General features: G+C 60.1%; 8 protein-coding genes and 1 pseudogene. 1 reads left to right on the top strand and 8 read right to left on the bottom strand.

Going from position 1 to position 15,395, the window contains the following annotated elements; translation table 11 throughout:
• Positions 1-31: 31 nt before the first annotated feature.
• Complete coding sequence (locus ACS7SF_RS17220; protein WP_439890876.1) at positions 32-430, top strand: hypothetical protein; 399 nt, start codon at positions 32-34, stop codon at positions 428-430.
• 85 nt (positions 431-515) lie between these two features.
• Here ACS7SF_RS17220 and ACS7SF_RS17215 read toward each other — a convergent pair whose 3' ends face one another.
• From ACS7SF_RS17215 to ACS7SF_RS17180, 8 genes and pseudogenes are all read right to left on the bottom strand, one after another.
• Positions 516-1,286 carry a winged helix-turn-helix domain-containing protein gene (locus ACS7SF_RS17215; RefSeq protein ID WP_439890875.1) on the bottom strand — a complete coding sequence of 257 codons (771 nt, stop codon included), beginning with the start codon at positions 1,284-1,286 and terminating at the stop codon, positions 516-518.
• A gap of 220 nt (positions 1,287-1,506) precedes the next feature.
• Positions 1,507-3,108: a YadA family autotransporter adhesin gene (locus tag ACS7SF_RS17210; protein WP_439890874.1), complete on the bottom strand. Its 1,602-nt coding sequence runs from the start codon at positions 3,106-3,108 to the stop codon at positions 1,507-1,509.
• 231 nt (positions 3,109-3,339) lie between these two features.
• A complete protein-coding gene (locus ACS7SF_RS17205) occupies positions 3,340-4,467 on the bottom strand; it encodes a DUF2827 domain-containing protein (RefSeq protein ID WP_439890873.1) in 1,128 nt (375 codons plus the stop codon).
• 87 nt (positions 4,468-4,554) lie between these two features.
• Positions 4,555-5,118 carry a hypothetical protein gene (locus ACS7SF_RS17200; RefSeq protein WP_439890872.1) on the bottom strand — a complete coding sequence of 188 codons (564 nt, stop codon included), beginning with the start codon at positions 5,116-5,118 and terminating at the stop codon, positions 4,555-4,557.
• Between the two features lie 10 nt (positions 5,119-5,128).
• The gene (locus tag ACS7SF_RS17195; protein WP_439890871.1) at positions 5,129-6,283 is read right to left on the bottom strand and encodes a DUF2827 domain-containing protein; all 1,155 of its coding nucleotides are present in this window, start codon (positions 6,281-6,283) and stop codon (positions 5,129-5,131) included.
• Entirely contained in the window at positions 6,283-7,419 is a 1,137-nt protein-coding gene (locus ACS7SF_RS17190; RefSeq protein WP_439890870.1) for a DUF2827 domain-containing protein, read from the bottom strand. The genes ACS7SF_RS17195 and ACS7SF_RS17190 overlap by 1 nt, the downstream gene beginning before the upstream one ends.
• A 91-nt stretch (positions 7,420-7,510) precedes the next feature.
• Positions 7,511-14,815, bottom strand: a complete 7,305-nt coding sequence (locus ACS7SF_RS17185; RefSeq protein ID WP_439892791.1) for a YadA-like family protein — start codon at positions 14,813-14,815, stop codon at positions 7,511-7,513.
• A gap of 375 nt (positions 14,816-15,190) precedes the next feature.
• Positions 15,191-15,274, bottom strand: a pseudogene (locus ACS7SF_RS17180) (ESPR domain-containing protein); the annotation flags it as partial.
• Between the last annotated feature and the right edge of the window lie 121 nt (positions 15,275-15,395).

The raw sequence follows: 15,395 nt of genomic DNA, 5'->3' as shown, positions 1-15,395 counted from the left end.
ACCTCTGTTTGTGAGATCGCAACCGTGGCGCTTGGACGCGGCATTCTCTCCTCTCGAAGCCATCCTGCTTCAAGTAGAGCGCGATGGGACATTGGAAGTCTCCGACTCTGGAACGCTTGCGTATTTCATGGCAGCCCACGGAAAGACCTATGAGGTGGTGTCCCTGCTGGACGGCTACGCAGCCATCTTCGACGTTGCCCGGTCACACGATGCGAAGTGCCCTGATTCCGAGCCGTTGGCACGGGCTGCAGCCCAACTTGCAGCCCACGAGATTGGCCAACGGGACATTGCAGATGCCCGCCGCTGCTTGGCGGAATTGCGCGCCTACGTGGCTACTCTCTCGACCCAGGCGATAAGTGCACTCGTAACCACGGCGGAAATCAAGTTCCGACTGGAGGCGCTTGATAAGGCCGCCCAGCCCGCGCCTTGACCAATTGAGTTACCTGCAAGTACGGACGACCGCATGCAACTGGCCCCGTGACCTGCACCACAGAACTTCTACTCGAGGCGATCTGCTATGCCTGCGCCGGCTGACTCGACATGGATTTTTGTGGTGTGTCTGCATTATTTGCAACCAAAACTCCTAGCTTGGCTTTGGCGGCCCAGCGATATCCGCGGCCCCGCACTGTCTGGATAGAGTCTTCGCATGAAGTGCCAACCAAGGCCAGACGTAGGCTGCGCACACAGACATCCACAGTCCGCTCGCCCAAGAACATCGCTCCCCATACGCGATTAAGCAGCTGGAGGCGCGAGTACGCTCGCTCCGGGTGAGCAACCAGAAAAAGCAGCAGGCGGAACTCGAGTGGCTTCAGCAAGATTGCACGACGGCCTTCCTTGAGCTCGGCCGTCAGACTCTGCGTAAACGGATCGAGCCTCAAGCCATTGACATGCAATGCCTCGAAATTTCGATGGTGCACTTGGCGCCGCAGCAAAGCACGAATACGAGCTTGCAGCTCATCCGCGTCGCACGGCTGAACGACATAGTCATCGGCGCCGGCATCAAGCGCCTCTGCCACGGTAGATGTACCGCCGGCGCCCGCTAAAACGATAATCGGTAAGTCACACGTGTGCGCATCGGTGCGCAAGGCCTGCAACATGTGGCATGCCACCTGCTCGTTCCGCGGCCACTCCATCAGGAGTAAGTCGGGCGAAAACCCCAGCAAAATCTCAGACAATTCCACCAAGCTGCTGGCGCGCTGGACATGATATCCACATGCCCGTAGGGATGACGACAGGTTCTCGCTTTCTCGCGAATCCCGCTCGGTCAGAAGAATTAGAGTCTTCACTTGTAGAACCTGCTGCGCTCGGATCACGGGAAAGCGGTCTCAGGTGAAGTCTGGCAGCGGGACGACTTGGGAACCGCCTCACTTCCCTAACGACTCTGGTCCCCCGATGCTTGCCCATTGCGACACACCGCCCCGCGGGGATTGGAAGGCAGCAGCCCTCTACTTTCCGCGTTTGAGAAAGGCGGAGACAGCGAGCGTCTGCACGCTCGCCTATGCCTCGTTAGAACTGATGGGTGGCGCTCACTGAGCCGCCATAACCGCCGCGTGTATCGGCCGTTGCCGCGCCCTTGAGGATCCAGCGGCTGTCTTGCGTGACATACGAACCGCCGGCTGCGATGGCGCTTTGACCGCGATACGTGCCCAAGCCGGCTGAAATTGCTGCATGCCCCGGAAGGAATGCCTGGCCCAGGCCGGCCACCGCCAGCGCAGCGGCAGAACCGCCAGCAGCGTCCCTGCGCGCGTGGGAAACAGCTTGGTCGGTGTAGTCGCGAGCCTGTTGAACGCTTGCCTGCGACGCAGCGTTCAATTGCGACACGTTGACGGCATCCGTACCTGCCGTACCAGCAGCAACGTTCGTGATTTGACGCTCAGCACCGGCGATGCCTACCGACACGGAATTGTCTCGGCTTGCCACCGAGCCCGGACCGACAGCGACGGCGTTGCTACCTGAGGCCGTCGGTGAGGAAGCACCTGCAGTATTGTTGATCGCAATCCTGTTGTCGGTATAGGAATTCGCGCCGGAAAGCGTCTGCGCAGCCGTTCCCTTCAACTGACCCACATTGACTGCATCCGTATTTGCTGTACCAGCAGCAACGTTCGCAATTTGGCGTTCCGCACCGACGGCGCCAACGGAAACGGAATTGTCTCGGTTTGCCAGCGATCCCGGACCGATTGCGACGGAGTTATTGCCCGAGGCCGTCGGCGCGGGTGCTCCCGAGGTATTGTTGACCACAATCCGGTTGTCGGTATAGGACGTCGCGCTGGACAGCGTCTGTGCAGCCATACCGGTCAACTGGCCTACGTTCACTGCGTCAGTAGTCGAACTGCCTGCGGCAACATTGGTGACCTTCCGATCGTTTCCCGCGGAACCAACAGAAACCTCTCCGACCGAGCTCTGCGCGGCAGTCAAGCCAGGCGCAACGTAGTTGGTCTGGGCCCCTACGGACGTTGTGGAATCCGCGCCGATCGCAACACTATTGGCAGCAGACGCGGAGGCTCGCGCACCAATGGCCGTACTGTTGGTCTGCGAAGCTGTTGACCCAATCCCGAGCGCGGCCGCGCCCGCACCGGACGCCGTGCTACCAAAGCCATTTGCTACGGCCCCCGTTCCGGATGCAACACTCGATGTACCAATACCAATACTGCCTGCACCAGACGCCGTGCTGAACTGGCCCACCGCGGTGGCAAAGCCATTGCTTGCGGTACTGGCCTGACCAAGGGCACTGGAGCCAAATCCTGTTGCAGCAGCGTTCATGCCGACCGCTGTAGCGGCGGTGTTGGTAGCACCACTACCCGCGCCGACAGCCGTCGAATTCAACGCGGATGCCGTGCTCGATGTGCCGAGTGCTGTGGAGTTGGTATCGGTTGCCCATGCGGACGTACCTGCGGCAAACGACTGGGAACCACTCGCGTTTGTCCCGTAACCTACAGCTAGGGAGTCTGCGCCGGTTGCACTTGGCGCAGCAAAGGCGGACGTATTGTTCGCGGCTACTTGCTGAGCATATGCCGCATTGCCCCAGATGGCGGAAACCAAAGTGGCGATGGAAACCGCCAGGCCCTTTTTCCTCAGGACACAAAGGCGCGAATCGGAAGATAAATTCATTACTCAAAGAGAAGGAATAGCGGACAGATTTAACTGAGCCGCACGACTAGAGATATTTCGCACAAAGTCTTTCGTTAGAAAGACCAATAAACTCTATGCTCAATACAATGGTCACCGATCCGTCTTTAAATTCACAATTCAAATTGTGCAAATTCGATTCAGCAAAACCAGCACCAGGCCCTTCTTCACCCTGGCGCGATCACCAATCTTTCCTTCTCTTGATCTTGCGACTTACCGCACGGGTCGCCGCAGCAGGTCTTCCACCAGCGCGGTATAGGTACGCACAAGTTGCCCGTTATCCGGCAGATGGCGAGCGATCAAGCTGCGTTGACGCTCTCGATAGTGGGAGGCATGAGCGTCGTGCGTATCGAGCACCTCAATAACGCGACGCGCGCCCTCCTCCACGTCATTCCCGTGATAGAAGTACCCGAGGTCCGGACATAGCGTCGCGTTGTGGACCAGCGGGTAGCCCTGCCAACATACTTCGAGATAGAAGTAGTTGAGCGGGTTTTCCCACTGATGGGAAATCACAATGTCTGTCTGCTCGGCGAGGAAAACCGGTGTTTCGTGCCGACCAAGGAATACCGCCTTATGGTCGCGCACGATGTCGAGTTGGTTCATCAGCGCGATGAATTCCTTGCTATTGCGTGCGATCTGTTCCGCGTTCGTCACCTGCAGCAGCGCAATGGCGTCGGGGCGCTTCCGGTACGCCAACTCTGCGATCATTGCCGGATAGAGACAAAACTTGACGACATTGATATTGGGCTCCATCACGCTGAGCAACCGCGGCCGTGAACGAAGCCGATACTCCCCACCATTGGGCAGTGTCTTTGTCCGCTCTTCAAGGAACACTGGGCTCCAGACAAAGGGGATGACGCGGCCGCGCTGACGCCGTAGCACCTCAAAATAGGGCTGACTGATGTTCGCCACCTGCGGGATAAGCCAGATGTCGTCGTAGCGCTGATTGACGAACAAGTTTTCTCCCCACGCGGGCTTGCCGAACAGCACAGATTCCATCGCGTGCACATACTCGAAACCGCAGCAGTACGAGACAAGGCGAGTGCCGCGCTCTTTCAGATAGGCAGTTTGTACTTGACTGATCTGCCCACCCAGTTCGATCAACACGTCGAGCTGGTCCTTGGCCTGTTCAAAGCCGACCGTCGGCCAGCGCTCCAGATCCCAGGGCAGCGCGTCAGTGATGGGGATTGCCGTTGTGTTGACCAAGACCGCGCTCTGCACATTCGGACAGTTCCGCAGTGCCTCCGCCAGATAAACCGCGTTCTGCTTGATACCGTTGTTCCAGAGCGTTTCGGCAGGATGATGAAGGCCGATGGTGATGCCGATTCGTACGCCGCTCATGCCAAGCCCTCCTGCTCCTGAGTGACGTTCGTCCCGAGCCGTGACCGGCTCATGCGAACGCTCTGCTGACTTTGATCACGCTTCATCTCATTTCCCCGTGGTCTGTGATTTTGTGGAGAACTTCACATATCGACGAATGACCATGCAACCCGGGGGCGCATCGATGAGCGACACGGAGGAACCCGGATCCTTGGCCTCGGTGTACACCGTCATATGGGCAAGCAATTGGGTCGCGTGGTAGCCAGCAAGCTCCTGCCGGGCTACCGTCGCACATGCGAAAGGCGCCACGGAGATCCGCTCGGCGAGAACGGAGCACGATCCGTCCGATTCTGGTACGGCGCTCACCGACATGGCCGCACCCGAATCCTGGTAATCAAGGCCAATCAACGAAAACGCCGAGCTTGCTCCCCCTGCACGCTTGCGGTCCCAGTCGAGCAGAACATCATTGTTGTTCGTGCCTTGAATTCCCAACGCTGAAAGAGAACTCATTGCGTTCAGGCATTGCTTGATACCGGCACTTGCAGCCGCAAGCGCCAGCGTATTTGCCTGCCCGCGGGTGGGTGGTGCCAACACGCCTTGAGCAAGCGCTTGCTGCGCCGCCAGCATCCATACCAGGGCCATCAGCTGCGTCAGGATTGATACACGCTTCATGGGTGCGACCTTATTGCTGCGAATACAGTGCGCGGAGCGCATCGGTATAGATGCGGACGTTGATTTCGCTTTCCGGATCGAGGGTGTGCAGGAATGCCTTGGCCGTGTCGCGATATGCCACCAGGTTGGCATCGTGCTCAGCAAAGGCCCGCAGCAAAGCCTGCCCGCCCTCCTCGCAGTCGAAGTCGTGGTAGCGATAACCGCAGTCGCCAATGAGGTGGGAGTTGTGGATCAGCGGATAGCCGCCGTACAGCGCCTCGTAGTAGACGTAGTTCTGGCCGTTCTCCCAGTGATGGCACATGACGGCATCGACATCGGCAGAAACAACCTGGTAGAACGGAAAGCGTCCCTCAAACGAAGACAGCCCATGCTTGACAATATCCAGGCTGCGCGCGAAGTTGTTGAAGGTGACGTGCTCCTTCAAGTGGAACGTGTTGTAGGCCCACACACGCTCGAGCAGATCCGGATTGGCTCGGTGTGCTGCCTCACAGCAAAGGAGCGGAATGAAGCTCGTCTTCACCATGCAAATGTTCGGCTCGAAAATGCCCACACGCCAACGCCGGCGACCAGGCTCATAGCCGAAGCGCCGCCCTTCCGGCAACCTGGCAGCCTCTTTTTCCAGGACGATCGGGCTCCACAGGTGTGGCATCAGCCGCACCGGGCTGCGAAATGCGCTGCCGTAATACGGCATGCATGTCGTCTCGTACTCGGGAAGCGTCCACACTTCGTGGTACGGCGCGCCCGAAACCAGCAACCCGTTCGGCTTACCGAAGATCATCCGCTCAATGTCGATGACATAGTCGTTACCGACTCGCATCGAGACAACCTTTCCACCGCGCTCACGAAATGCGATGACCCAGTCGCGGTTTAGCTGTGCGCTCATCTCGATCATGACGTCGAGGGTGGACGCTGCCGTCTCCATGTCGATCAGGGGTACAGGCGAATCCGCGAGGAAGGCTCCTGCATCTTCGGGCTTACCGTCGCCGCCCCCAGCGACCAAGTAGGTCTCGCTGACAATCGGCGAGCGCATAAGCAGCATGACCAAAAAAATGCAGTTCTGGTAGATGCCGTTTTCCCATAGCGACTGCTGACCTTTACGAACGTAAATCGAAACGCCAACGCGCAGTTTTTCGGGAGTGTTACGGGTGGAGGTTTGCATGTTCATCAGCGTCCGGACGTTCCAGCAAAGTCGGTATGTGCGCAAAGCTGTTGCAGGCGCTCCGCGTACGCCGCCATATTGACGGGCTTGAAAGGGTTCACGGCATCAAACACCGCCCGCGACTTGGCGCGATAGTCACTGAGCCCAAGATGGTGTGTGGATGCGGCATGCAGCAATTGCGCTGCACCTTCCTTCGCCTCGAAGCCCGGGTAGTAGTACCCAGCACCGAATGATTGCAGCCACGGCGAGTTGTGGATCAGAGGATAGTCGCCGTAGAGCGTATCCATGTAGCTGTAGTTCTGGTCATTTCCCCACTGATGCGAAATGACCGCATCTGCGTGCTGCGCCATGAACCCCACGATGTCGTGCCGGCCATGGAATGTCGCCTTGTGCTGGCGCACCAGATCCAATGAGTTAGCCAGATACAGCATGGTGGGATGGTCTTTTAGATGAAGCGTGTTCAACACATGCATTGCCCGAATGGCTTGCTGGTTGGAACGGTAGGCCTCATCGCAGACCAGCATCGGAATGCTCGACGTCTTGACCACCGAAATGTTGGGCTCAAACATGGCTACGCGCAGGCCATCGCCATTGCCCGAATAGCCGTAGCGCAGTCCGTGAGCCTCGACTTCACGCATGCGCTGCCCCAAGAACCGCGGGTGCCAGATGTACGGCACCTCATGTACCGCACAACGATGCAGCGTGCGCATCATGGGCGCCAGGCCCGCATCCTTGGGCAGCAGCCAAACCTCGTCACAGCGGTCGTAGCGTGACGCGAAACTCGGCTTGTTGAAAATTGCCGGCTCAGCCAAACCGACATATGGCTGACCGCAGCAGTGATAGACCACCTTCTTCCCGCGCGCGCGCATCAGATCGAGCCACTCCCCATCGAGCGCTCCGGCCATCTCGATGATGACGTCAACCTCGTCGCTAGCCTCGCGTGCAGTCATCAACCGCAAATTCTTTGCCGTCAGGGTGACCTGCGGCGGCATCGCGCGCTGGTTCCCGACATCGATGAGGACAACGCCGCTAACGAAAGGTAGCTGCTGGAAGAGTTCAGCCAGAAAGATCACGTTCTGACCGAGACCGTTTTGCCAGATGTTCTGGCCCTCATGGGTGATGACGGAGATTCCTATACGCATTTGTTGTTCACCGTGCAAAAAAAGGATCCTGCGCGTGAGCGCAGGACCCAACCAATGGTGCTTACCGGGGGGATAGCACCTAACGATTCAATTACCAGGAATAGCCCACACCAGCGTTGACCAATACCCGGTTACCGGTGGTGGCACTGGCACCAATCTTCACGATGGTGTTCGTGTTCACCCGTGCGCTTCCGCCGATTGCCAGAGCCGTGTAGCCACCATAGGTGCCGACACCCGCCCCCAGCTGGAACGTCTTGCCAGGTTCAACTTGCGGCAAACCTGCAAGCGCCCCCGCCATGGCGACACCGGAGTAAGCAGCCCGCGCAACGTTGTTGACGTTCTGCTGCACCGACTGCAGCTGCGAAACGTTGACAGCGTCGGTCGGGTTCACACCAGCCGCCACGTTCGTGATGCGGCGCTCATTGCCCACAGAACCCACCGAGACGGTGTTGTCCTGATTCGCAATGGACCCGGCACCCAACGCCACCGCGTTGTTTCCGGTTGCCGTAGCACCCGCACCCAACGCAACGGAGTTGTTACCTGCAGCCAACGAGTTGTAGCCAACAGCCACCGTCGGATCGCCGGTTGCCTGCGCGTTGTAGCCGATGGCAACTGCACCCATCTGCGAGGCAACAGCGCGGAAGCCGACTGCCGTGGTGTTCTCTGCCGTGGCCCTTGAGTTGGAGCCGTAGGCCGTTGCACCGTTTTGCGTGGCAGCCGAGCACAAGCCCGTACCGGTGGAGTCAACACCACCAATCGAGCTGCAAGTCGACGGATTGACGGTGCTGACGTTCGTGCCGGAAGGCCCTTGTGTCTGCGCGTTGCCAGTCGCCGGATCCACACCACCGATCAGGGTCACGCCAACACCACCACCGCCGGACTGCGCTGCCTGGGACGCGGACGTCCACGAGTTCATCGCCGACGAGATGACGGAAACGGTGCTGTTGGTCGTGCTCAGACCCGTGGACAGCGAACTGATGCCAGTCGAAGTCGATGTCGACAGACTCGTCAGGTTGCTGTTGGTCGTCGACAGACCCGTCGACAGCGAGCTGATGCCAGTCGACGTCGATGTCGACAGACTCGTCAGGTTGCTATTGGTGGTCGACAGACCCGTGGACAGCGAGCGGATGCCAGTCGAGGTCGAAGTCGACAGACTTGTCAGATTGCTGTTCGTGGTCGACAGACCCGTGGACAGCGAGCTGATGCCAGTCGACAGCGAACCGACTGCGGTCGACGTCGAGGTCGAGAGCGAGCTCAGTTGGCTGTAGTTCACGGCGTCCGTCGGGGTCGCGCCGGCAGCCACGTTGGTCAGCGTGACCGGCGTGGTAGCGCCCGCCCCACCCAGCGTCACCGACGTGTGACCCGGATTGTCGTACTGCACGGCGTTCGCCACACCGGTCGACAGCGAGTTGATCGCGGTTGACGTGGAGGTCGACAGGCTCGTCAGGTTGCTGTTGGTGGTCGACAGCCCCGTGGACAGCGAGCTGATGCCCGTCGACGCGGACGTCGACAACGAGACCAGATTGCTGTTCACGGTCGACAGCCCCGTGGACAGCGAGCTGATGCCCGTCGAAGCCGACGTCGACAGACTCGTCAGGTTGCTGTTTGTCGTCGACAGACCAGTCGAGAGTGATGCAACAGCCGTCGACGTGGAAGTCGACAAGCTCACCACATTGCTGTTGGTGGTCGACAGACCCGTGGACAGCGAGTTGACGCCGCTTTGTGCCGTGCTGATGCCGGTCGACGTGGAAGTCGACAAGCTCGTCACCGTGCTGTTTGTCGTACTCAACCCAGTCGACAGCGAGCTAATCCCGGTCGATGCCGAGGTCGACAGCGACGCCACGTTGCTATTGGTGGTCGACAGACCCGTGGACAGCGACGTCACGTTGCTGTTGGTCGTGCTCAGACCCGTCGAGAGCGAGCTGATACCCGTCGAGGCCGAGGTGGACAACGAGGCCACATTGCTATTCGTCGTCGACACCGCGGTCGACAGCGAACCAATGCCGGTCGATGCACTCGTCGAGAGGCTGGCCACATTGCTATCCGTGGTCGACAGTGCCGTCGACAGCGAGGTCACACCGGTCGACGTGGTGGTCGACAGCGAGCTGAGCTGGCTGTAGTTCACAGCATCGGTCGGGTTTACGCCCGCCGCCACGTTGGTCAGCGTGACCGGCGTGGTAGCGCCCACCCCACCCAGCGTCACCGACGTGTGAGCGGCGTTGTCGTACTGGACGGAATTGGCCACGCCGGTCGACAGCGAGTTGATCGCGGTCGACGTCGCCGTGGACAGACTCGTCAGGTTGCTGTTGGTGGTCGAAAGCCCCGTGGACAGCGACCCGATGCCGGTCGATGCGGATGTCGAGAGGCTAGCCACATTGCTGTCGGTCGTCGACAGTGCCGTCGACAGCGAGCTCACGCCCGTCGAAGCCGAGGTCGAGAGCGACGCCACATTGCTATCCGTGGTCGACAGGGCTGTGGAAAGCGACGCCGTGCTGTTGCCCGAGTTCGCAACCGCAGTCGACAACGAGCTGAAGCCAGTCGAAGTCGCCGTGGACAGGCTCGTCAGGTTGCTGTTCGTGGTCGAAAGCCCCGTTGACAGCGACGTCACACCACTCTGCGCGGTGCTGATCCCAGTCGACGCGGACGTCGACAGGCTCGTCAAGCTGCTGTTGGTGGTCGATACGGCGGTCAACAACGAATTGACACCGCTTTGCGCCGTGCTGAGACCGGTCGACGTGGAGGTCGAGAGGCTCGTCACGTTGCTGTCGGTGGTCGACAGCGCTGTGGAAAGCGAGCTGATACCAGTCGACGTAGTGGTCGACAGCGAGCTGAGCTGGCTGTAGTTCACTGCGTCAGTGGGATTGGCACCCGCTGCCACGTTGGTCAACGTAACCGGGGTCGTTGCACCCACACCGCCCAGCGTTACTGACGTGTGACCCGCATTGTCGTACTGCACCGCGTTCGCCACGCCCGTCGACAGCGAATTGATCGCGGTCGAGGTCGAGGTCGACAGACTGGTCACGGTGCTGTTCGTGGTCGAAAGACCCGTGGACAGCGAGCTGATGCCCGTCGACGCGGACGTCGACAACGACACCAGATTGCTATCCGTCGTCGACAGAGCCGTGGACAGCGAGTTCACGCCGCTTTGCGCCGTGCTGAGACCCGTCGACGTGGAGGTCGAAAGGCTCGTCACATTGCTGTCGGTGGTCGACAGTGCGGTGGACAGCGAGTTGATACCGGTCGACGTGGAGGTCGACAGGTTTGCCAAGTTGCTATCGGTCGTGGACAGTGCCGTGGAAAGCGACGTCGCGCTGTTGCCCGAATTCGCAACGGCAGTCGACAACGAGCTGAAGCCAGTCGACGTCGCCGTGGACAGACTCGTCAGGTTGCTGTTCGTGGTCAACAGACCCGTGGACAGCGACCCGATGCCGGTCGATGCGGAAGTCGAGAGGCTAGCCACATTGCTGTCGGTGGTGGACAGCGCAGTGGACAGCGACGTCACGCTGCTGTTGGTCGTGCTCAGGCCAGTCGAGAGCGAGCTGATGCCCGTGGACGCCGACGTCGACAAGCTCACCAGGCCACTGTTCGTGGTCGACAGGCCCGTCGACAAGGAATCCACACCACTCTGTGCGGTGCTGATACCGGTCGAGGCCGACGTCGAGAGGCTCGTCACGTTGCTGTCGGTGGTCGACAGCGCCGTCGACAGCGAGCTGATGCCGGTCGACGTGGTGGTCGACAGCGAGCTGAGCTGGCTGTAGTTCACCGCATCGGTCGGATTCGCACCTGCTGCCACGTTGGTCAGCGTCACCGGCGTCGTCGCGCCCACGCCACCCAGTGTCACCGAGGTGTGGCCCGGGTTGTCGTACTGCACCGAGTTAGCGACGCCAGTCGACAGCGAATTGACTGCAGTCGACGTGGAAGTCGACAGGTTTGCCACATTGCTATCCGTGGTCGACAGTGCCGTGGACAGCGACGTCGTGCTGTTGCCCGAATTCGCAACCGCGGTCGACAACGAGTTGAGGCTGCTCGAAGTCGTGGTGGACAGGCTTGTCAGGTTGCTGTTGGTGCTGCTCAACCCGGTGGACAGCGAACCGATGCCGGACGACGCGGAGGTCGACAAGCTCGTGAGATTGCTATTCGTGGTCGAAAGACCCGTGGACAGCGAATCAACCGACATCGAAGTCGAAGTCGACAGACTCGTTAGTGCACTGTTGGTCGTCGACAAACCGGTCGACAGTGAGTCGACGCCGCTCTGCGCCGTGCTGATCCCCGTCGACGCCGAGGTCGAAAGGCTCGTCAGGCTACTGTTGGTCGTCGATACGGCAGTCGACAGCGAATTGACACCACTTTGTGCGGTACTGATGCCAGTCGATGCCGAGGTGGACAGACTCGTCACATTGCTGTTCGTCGTCGACAGACCAGTGGACAGCGAATCGGCCGACGTCGAAGCCGAAGTCGACAGACTCGTGAGCGCACTGTTGGTCGTCGACAGGCCGGTCGACAGCGAATTGACGCCACTTTGTGCCGTGCTGATACCCGTGGAGGCCGACGTCGAAAGACTCGTCACGTTGCTGTCGGTGGTCGACAGCGCCGTCGACAGCGAGCTGATACCAGTCGACGTAGCGGTCGACAGCGAGCTCAGCTGGCTATAGTTCACCGCATCGGTCGGGTTCACACCTGCGGCCACGTTGGTCAGCGTCACCGGCGTCGTCGCGCCAACGCCGCCCAGCGTCACCGAGGTGTGACCCGGGTTGTCGTACTGCACCGAGTTGGCCACACCCGTCGACAGCGAATTGACTGCAGTCGACGTGGAGGTCGACAGGTTCGTCACATTGCTGTTCGTGGTCGACAGTGCCGTCGAAAGTGACGTCGTGCTGCTACCCGAATTCGCAACCGCAGTCGACAACGAGTTGAGGCTGCTCGAAGTCGCGGTCGACAGACTTGACACACTGCTGTTGGTGCTGCTCAACCCCGTGGACAACGAAGCAACCCCGGTCGACGCCGAGGTCGACAAGCTCACCAGGCCACTGTTCGTGGTCGACAACCCCGTCGACAGCGAGTCGACACCGCTTTGTACCGTGCTGATACCGGTCGATGCCGAGGTCGACAGGCTCGTCAGATTGCTGTTGGTGGTCGACAGACCGGTCGACAGCGAGTCGACGCCACTTTGTGCAGTGCTGATGCCAGTCGACGCCGAGGTGGACAGGCTCGTCAGATTGCTGTTTGTCGTCGACAGACCGGTCGACAGCGAGTCGACGCCACTTTGTGCCGTGCTGATACCCGTGGAGGCCGACGTCGAAAGACTCGTCACGTTGCTGTCGGTGGTCGACAGCGCCGTCGACAGCGAGCTGATACCAGTCGACGTAGCGGTCGACAGCGAGCTCAGCTGGCTATAGTTCACCGCATCGGTCGGGTTCACACCTGCGGCCACGTTGGTCAGCGTCACCGGCGTCGTCGCGCCAACGCCGCCCAGCGTCACCGAGGTGTGACCCGGGTTGTCGTACTGCACCGAGTTGGCCACACCCGTCGACAGCGAATTGACTGCAGTCGACGTGGAGGTCGACAGGTTCGTCACATTGCTGTTCGTGGTCGACAGTGCCGTCGAAAGTGACGTCGTGCTGCTACCCGAATTCGCAACCGCAGTCGACAACGAGTTGAGGCTGCTCGAAGTCGTGGTGGACAGGCTTGTCAGGTTGCTGTTGGTGGTCGACAGCCCCGTAGACAGCGACCCGATGCCGGTCGATGCGGAAGTCGAGAGGCTCGCCACATTGCTGTTCGTCGTCGACAGACCCGTGGACAGCGAATCGGCCGACGTCGAAGCCGAAGTCGACAGACTCGTGAGCGCACTGTTGGTCGTCGACAACCCCGTCGACAGCGAATTGACACCACTTTGTGCAGTACTGATGCCAGTCGACGCGGAGGTCGACAGGCTCGTCAGACTGCTGTTCGTGGTCGACAACCCCGTCGACAGCGAGTCGACGCCACTTTGTGCCGTGCTGATCCCCGTGGATGCGGACGTCGACAGGCTCGTCAGGCTGCTGTTCGTCGTCGACAGACCGGTCGATAGCGAGTCGACGCCGCTTTGCGCCGTGCTGATCCCAGTCGAGGCGGACGTGGACAGACTCGTCAGGCTGCTATTGGTGGTCGACAAGCCGGTCGATAGCGAGTCGACGCCGCTTTGTGCAGTGCTGATACCGGTCGATGCCGAGGTGGACAGCGAGCTCACGCCCGTGGACAGCGAAGCTTCGACAGTCGAAGTGGACGTCGACAGGCTGGTCAGGCTGCTGCTGGCAGTCGACAGCCCTGTGGACGTCGACGTGGACAACGAGTTGAGGCTGCTGGTTGTCGACGCGAGAGACGTCGACAGCGAGTTCACGCCACTCTGCGCCGTACTGATCCCGCTCGACGTGGAGGTGGAGAGGCTCGTCAGGCTGCTGTTGGCCGAACTCAGCCCGGTCGACAGGGAGCTGATGCCAGTCGACGCCGAAGTCGACAGGCTGCTGACGTTGCTATCCGTGGTTGAAAGCGCGGTGGACAGCGAACTAACCCCGGTCGACGTGGAGGTCGACAGAGAGCTCAGCTGGCTGTAGTTCACCGCATCCGTGGGGTTCGAGCCGGCGGCCACGTTGGTCAGCGTGACCGGGGTCGTTGCACCTACCCCACCCAACGTCACAGACGTATGGCTCGGGTCATCGTACTGAACGGAATTCGCCACGCCTGTCGACAGCGAAGTGATCGCGGTCGACGCCGATGTGGAGAGGTTCGTCAGGTTGCTGTTCGTGCTGCTCAACCCCGTGGACAACGAACTGATGCCTGTCGAAGTCGACGTCGACAAGCTCGTCACTCGGCTGTTGGTCGTCGAGAGTCCAGTAGACAGCGAATTCACGCCGCTTTGTGCGGTGCTGATACCGGTCGATGCGGACGTCGACAGGCTGGTCAGGCTGCTGTTGGTGGTCGACAACCCCGTCGACAGCGAACTCACACCCGTGGACAACGAACTCACGCCAGTCGACAGCGAGCTCACACCTGTGGACAGCGAGCCTACCGCTGTCGAAGTGGAAGTCGACAGGCTGGTCAGACTGCTGGTGGCAGTGGACAGCCCCGTGGACGTAGACGTGGACAGTGACGTGAGACTGCTATTTGCCGATGACAGAGACGTCGACAGCGAGTTCACACCACTTTGAGCGGTACTGATCCCGCTCGACGTCGACGTGGAGAGACTCGTCAGGCTGCTATTGGTGGTCGACAGCGCCGTCGACAGGGAACTGACGCCGGTCGAAGCCGAGGTCGACAGCGTAAAGAGTTGGCCACCGTTAACCGCTTGGGTGCCCCCCGACACAACCGATCCTGGAGCAACGCCCGACAGCAACACGCCAGTGCCGACGACGTTGCTCATTGTCAGCACCTGTCCTGCCGTCCCCCCAACGCGGAATTGAACCTGCCCCGTGTCACCGTTGACTTCCATCTGGGTTCCGCCGACGCCGAGCATGGCGAAGTTGTTCGACCCAGAAGTCCCAGAAATTGGCGTGGCACCGTTCGTAACCGCAGCGGCACAGTCCGTGCTCCCCGATGCGCTGCCCGCAGATCCGTAAATCCACGTTCCCCCGGTGCTATTTGAGACACAAAGTCCCTCCCAAACCGCCAACGCGTCACCTGAATGGAACGTTGCCATCAGGCTCATAGTGGCGAGAGAAATCAGCCGCCATGCTGGGAAGGCACCCGTTGACGCGGTACGGCCTGACACAACGGTCGTCGCGCTAGCGTTGGCGCCCTTTCCAACACTTGTCGTGATCTCACTCACCACCACCCAGCAATTTTTTATCTTGCTGAAGATAACTCTATATGCCTTGTTCATCTTGTATCCCTCTACCGACTAGAACATCAAACAACGTACGAATGCCATCCCTGTCGGATGAGGCACTCTCGCTGGAATGATGGTCTGTACAGAACAAGGCATGAATGCAAATATTGTTAAT

This window comes from Ralstonia sp. 25C, assembly GCF_051904805.1.
Taxonomy (GTDB): domain Bacteria; phylum Pseudomonadota; class Gammaproteobacteria; order Burkholderiales; family Burkholderiaceae; genus Ralstonia.
This window is presented reverse-complemented; position numbering and strand designations above follow the sequence as displayed.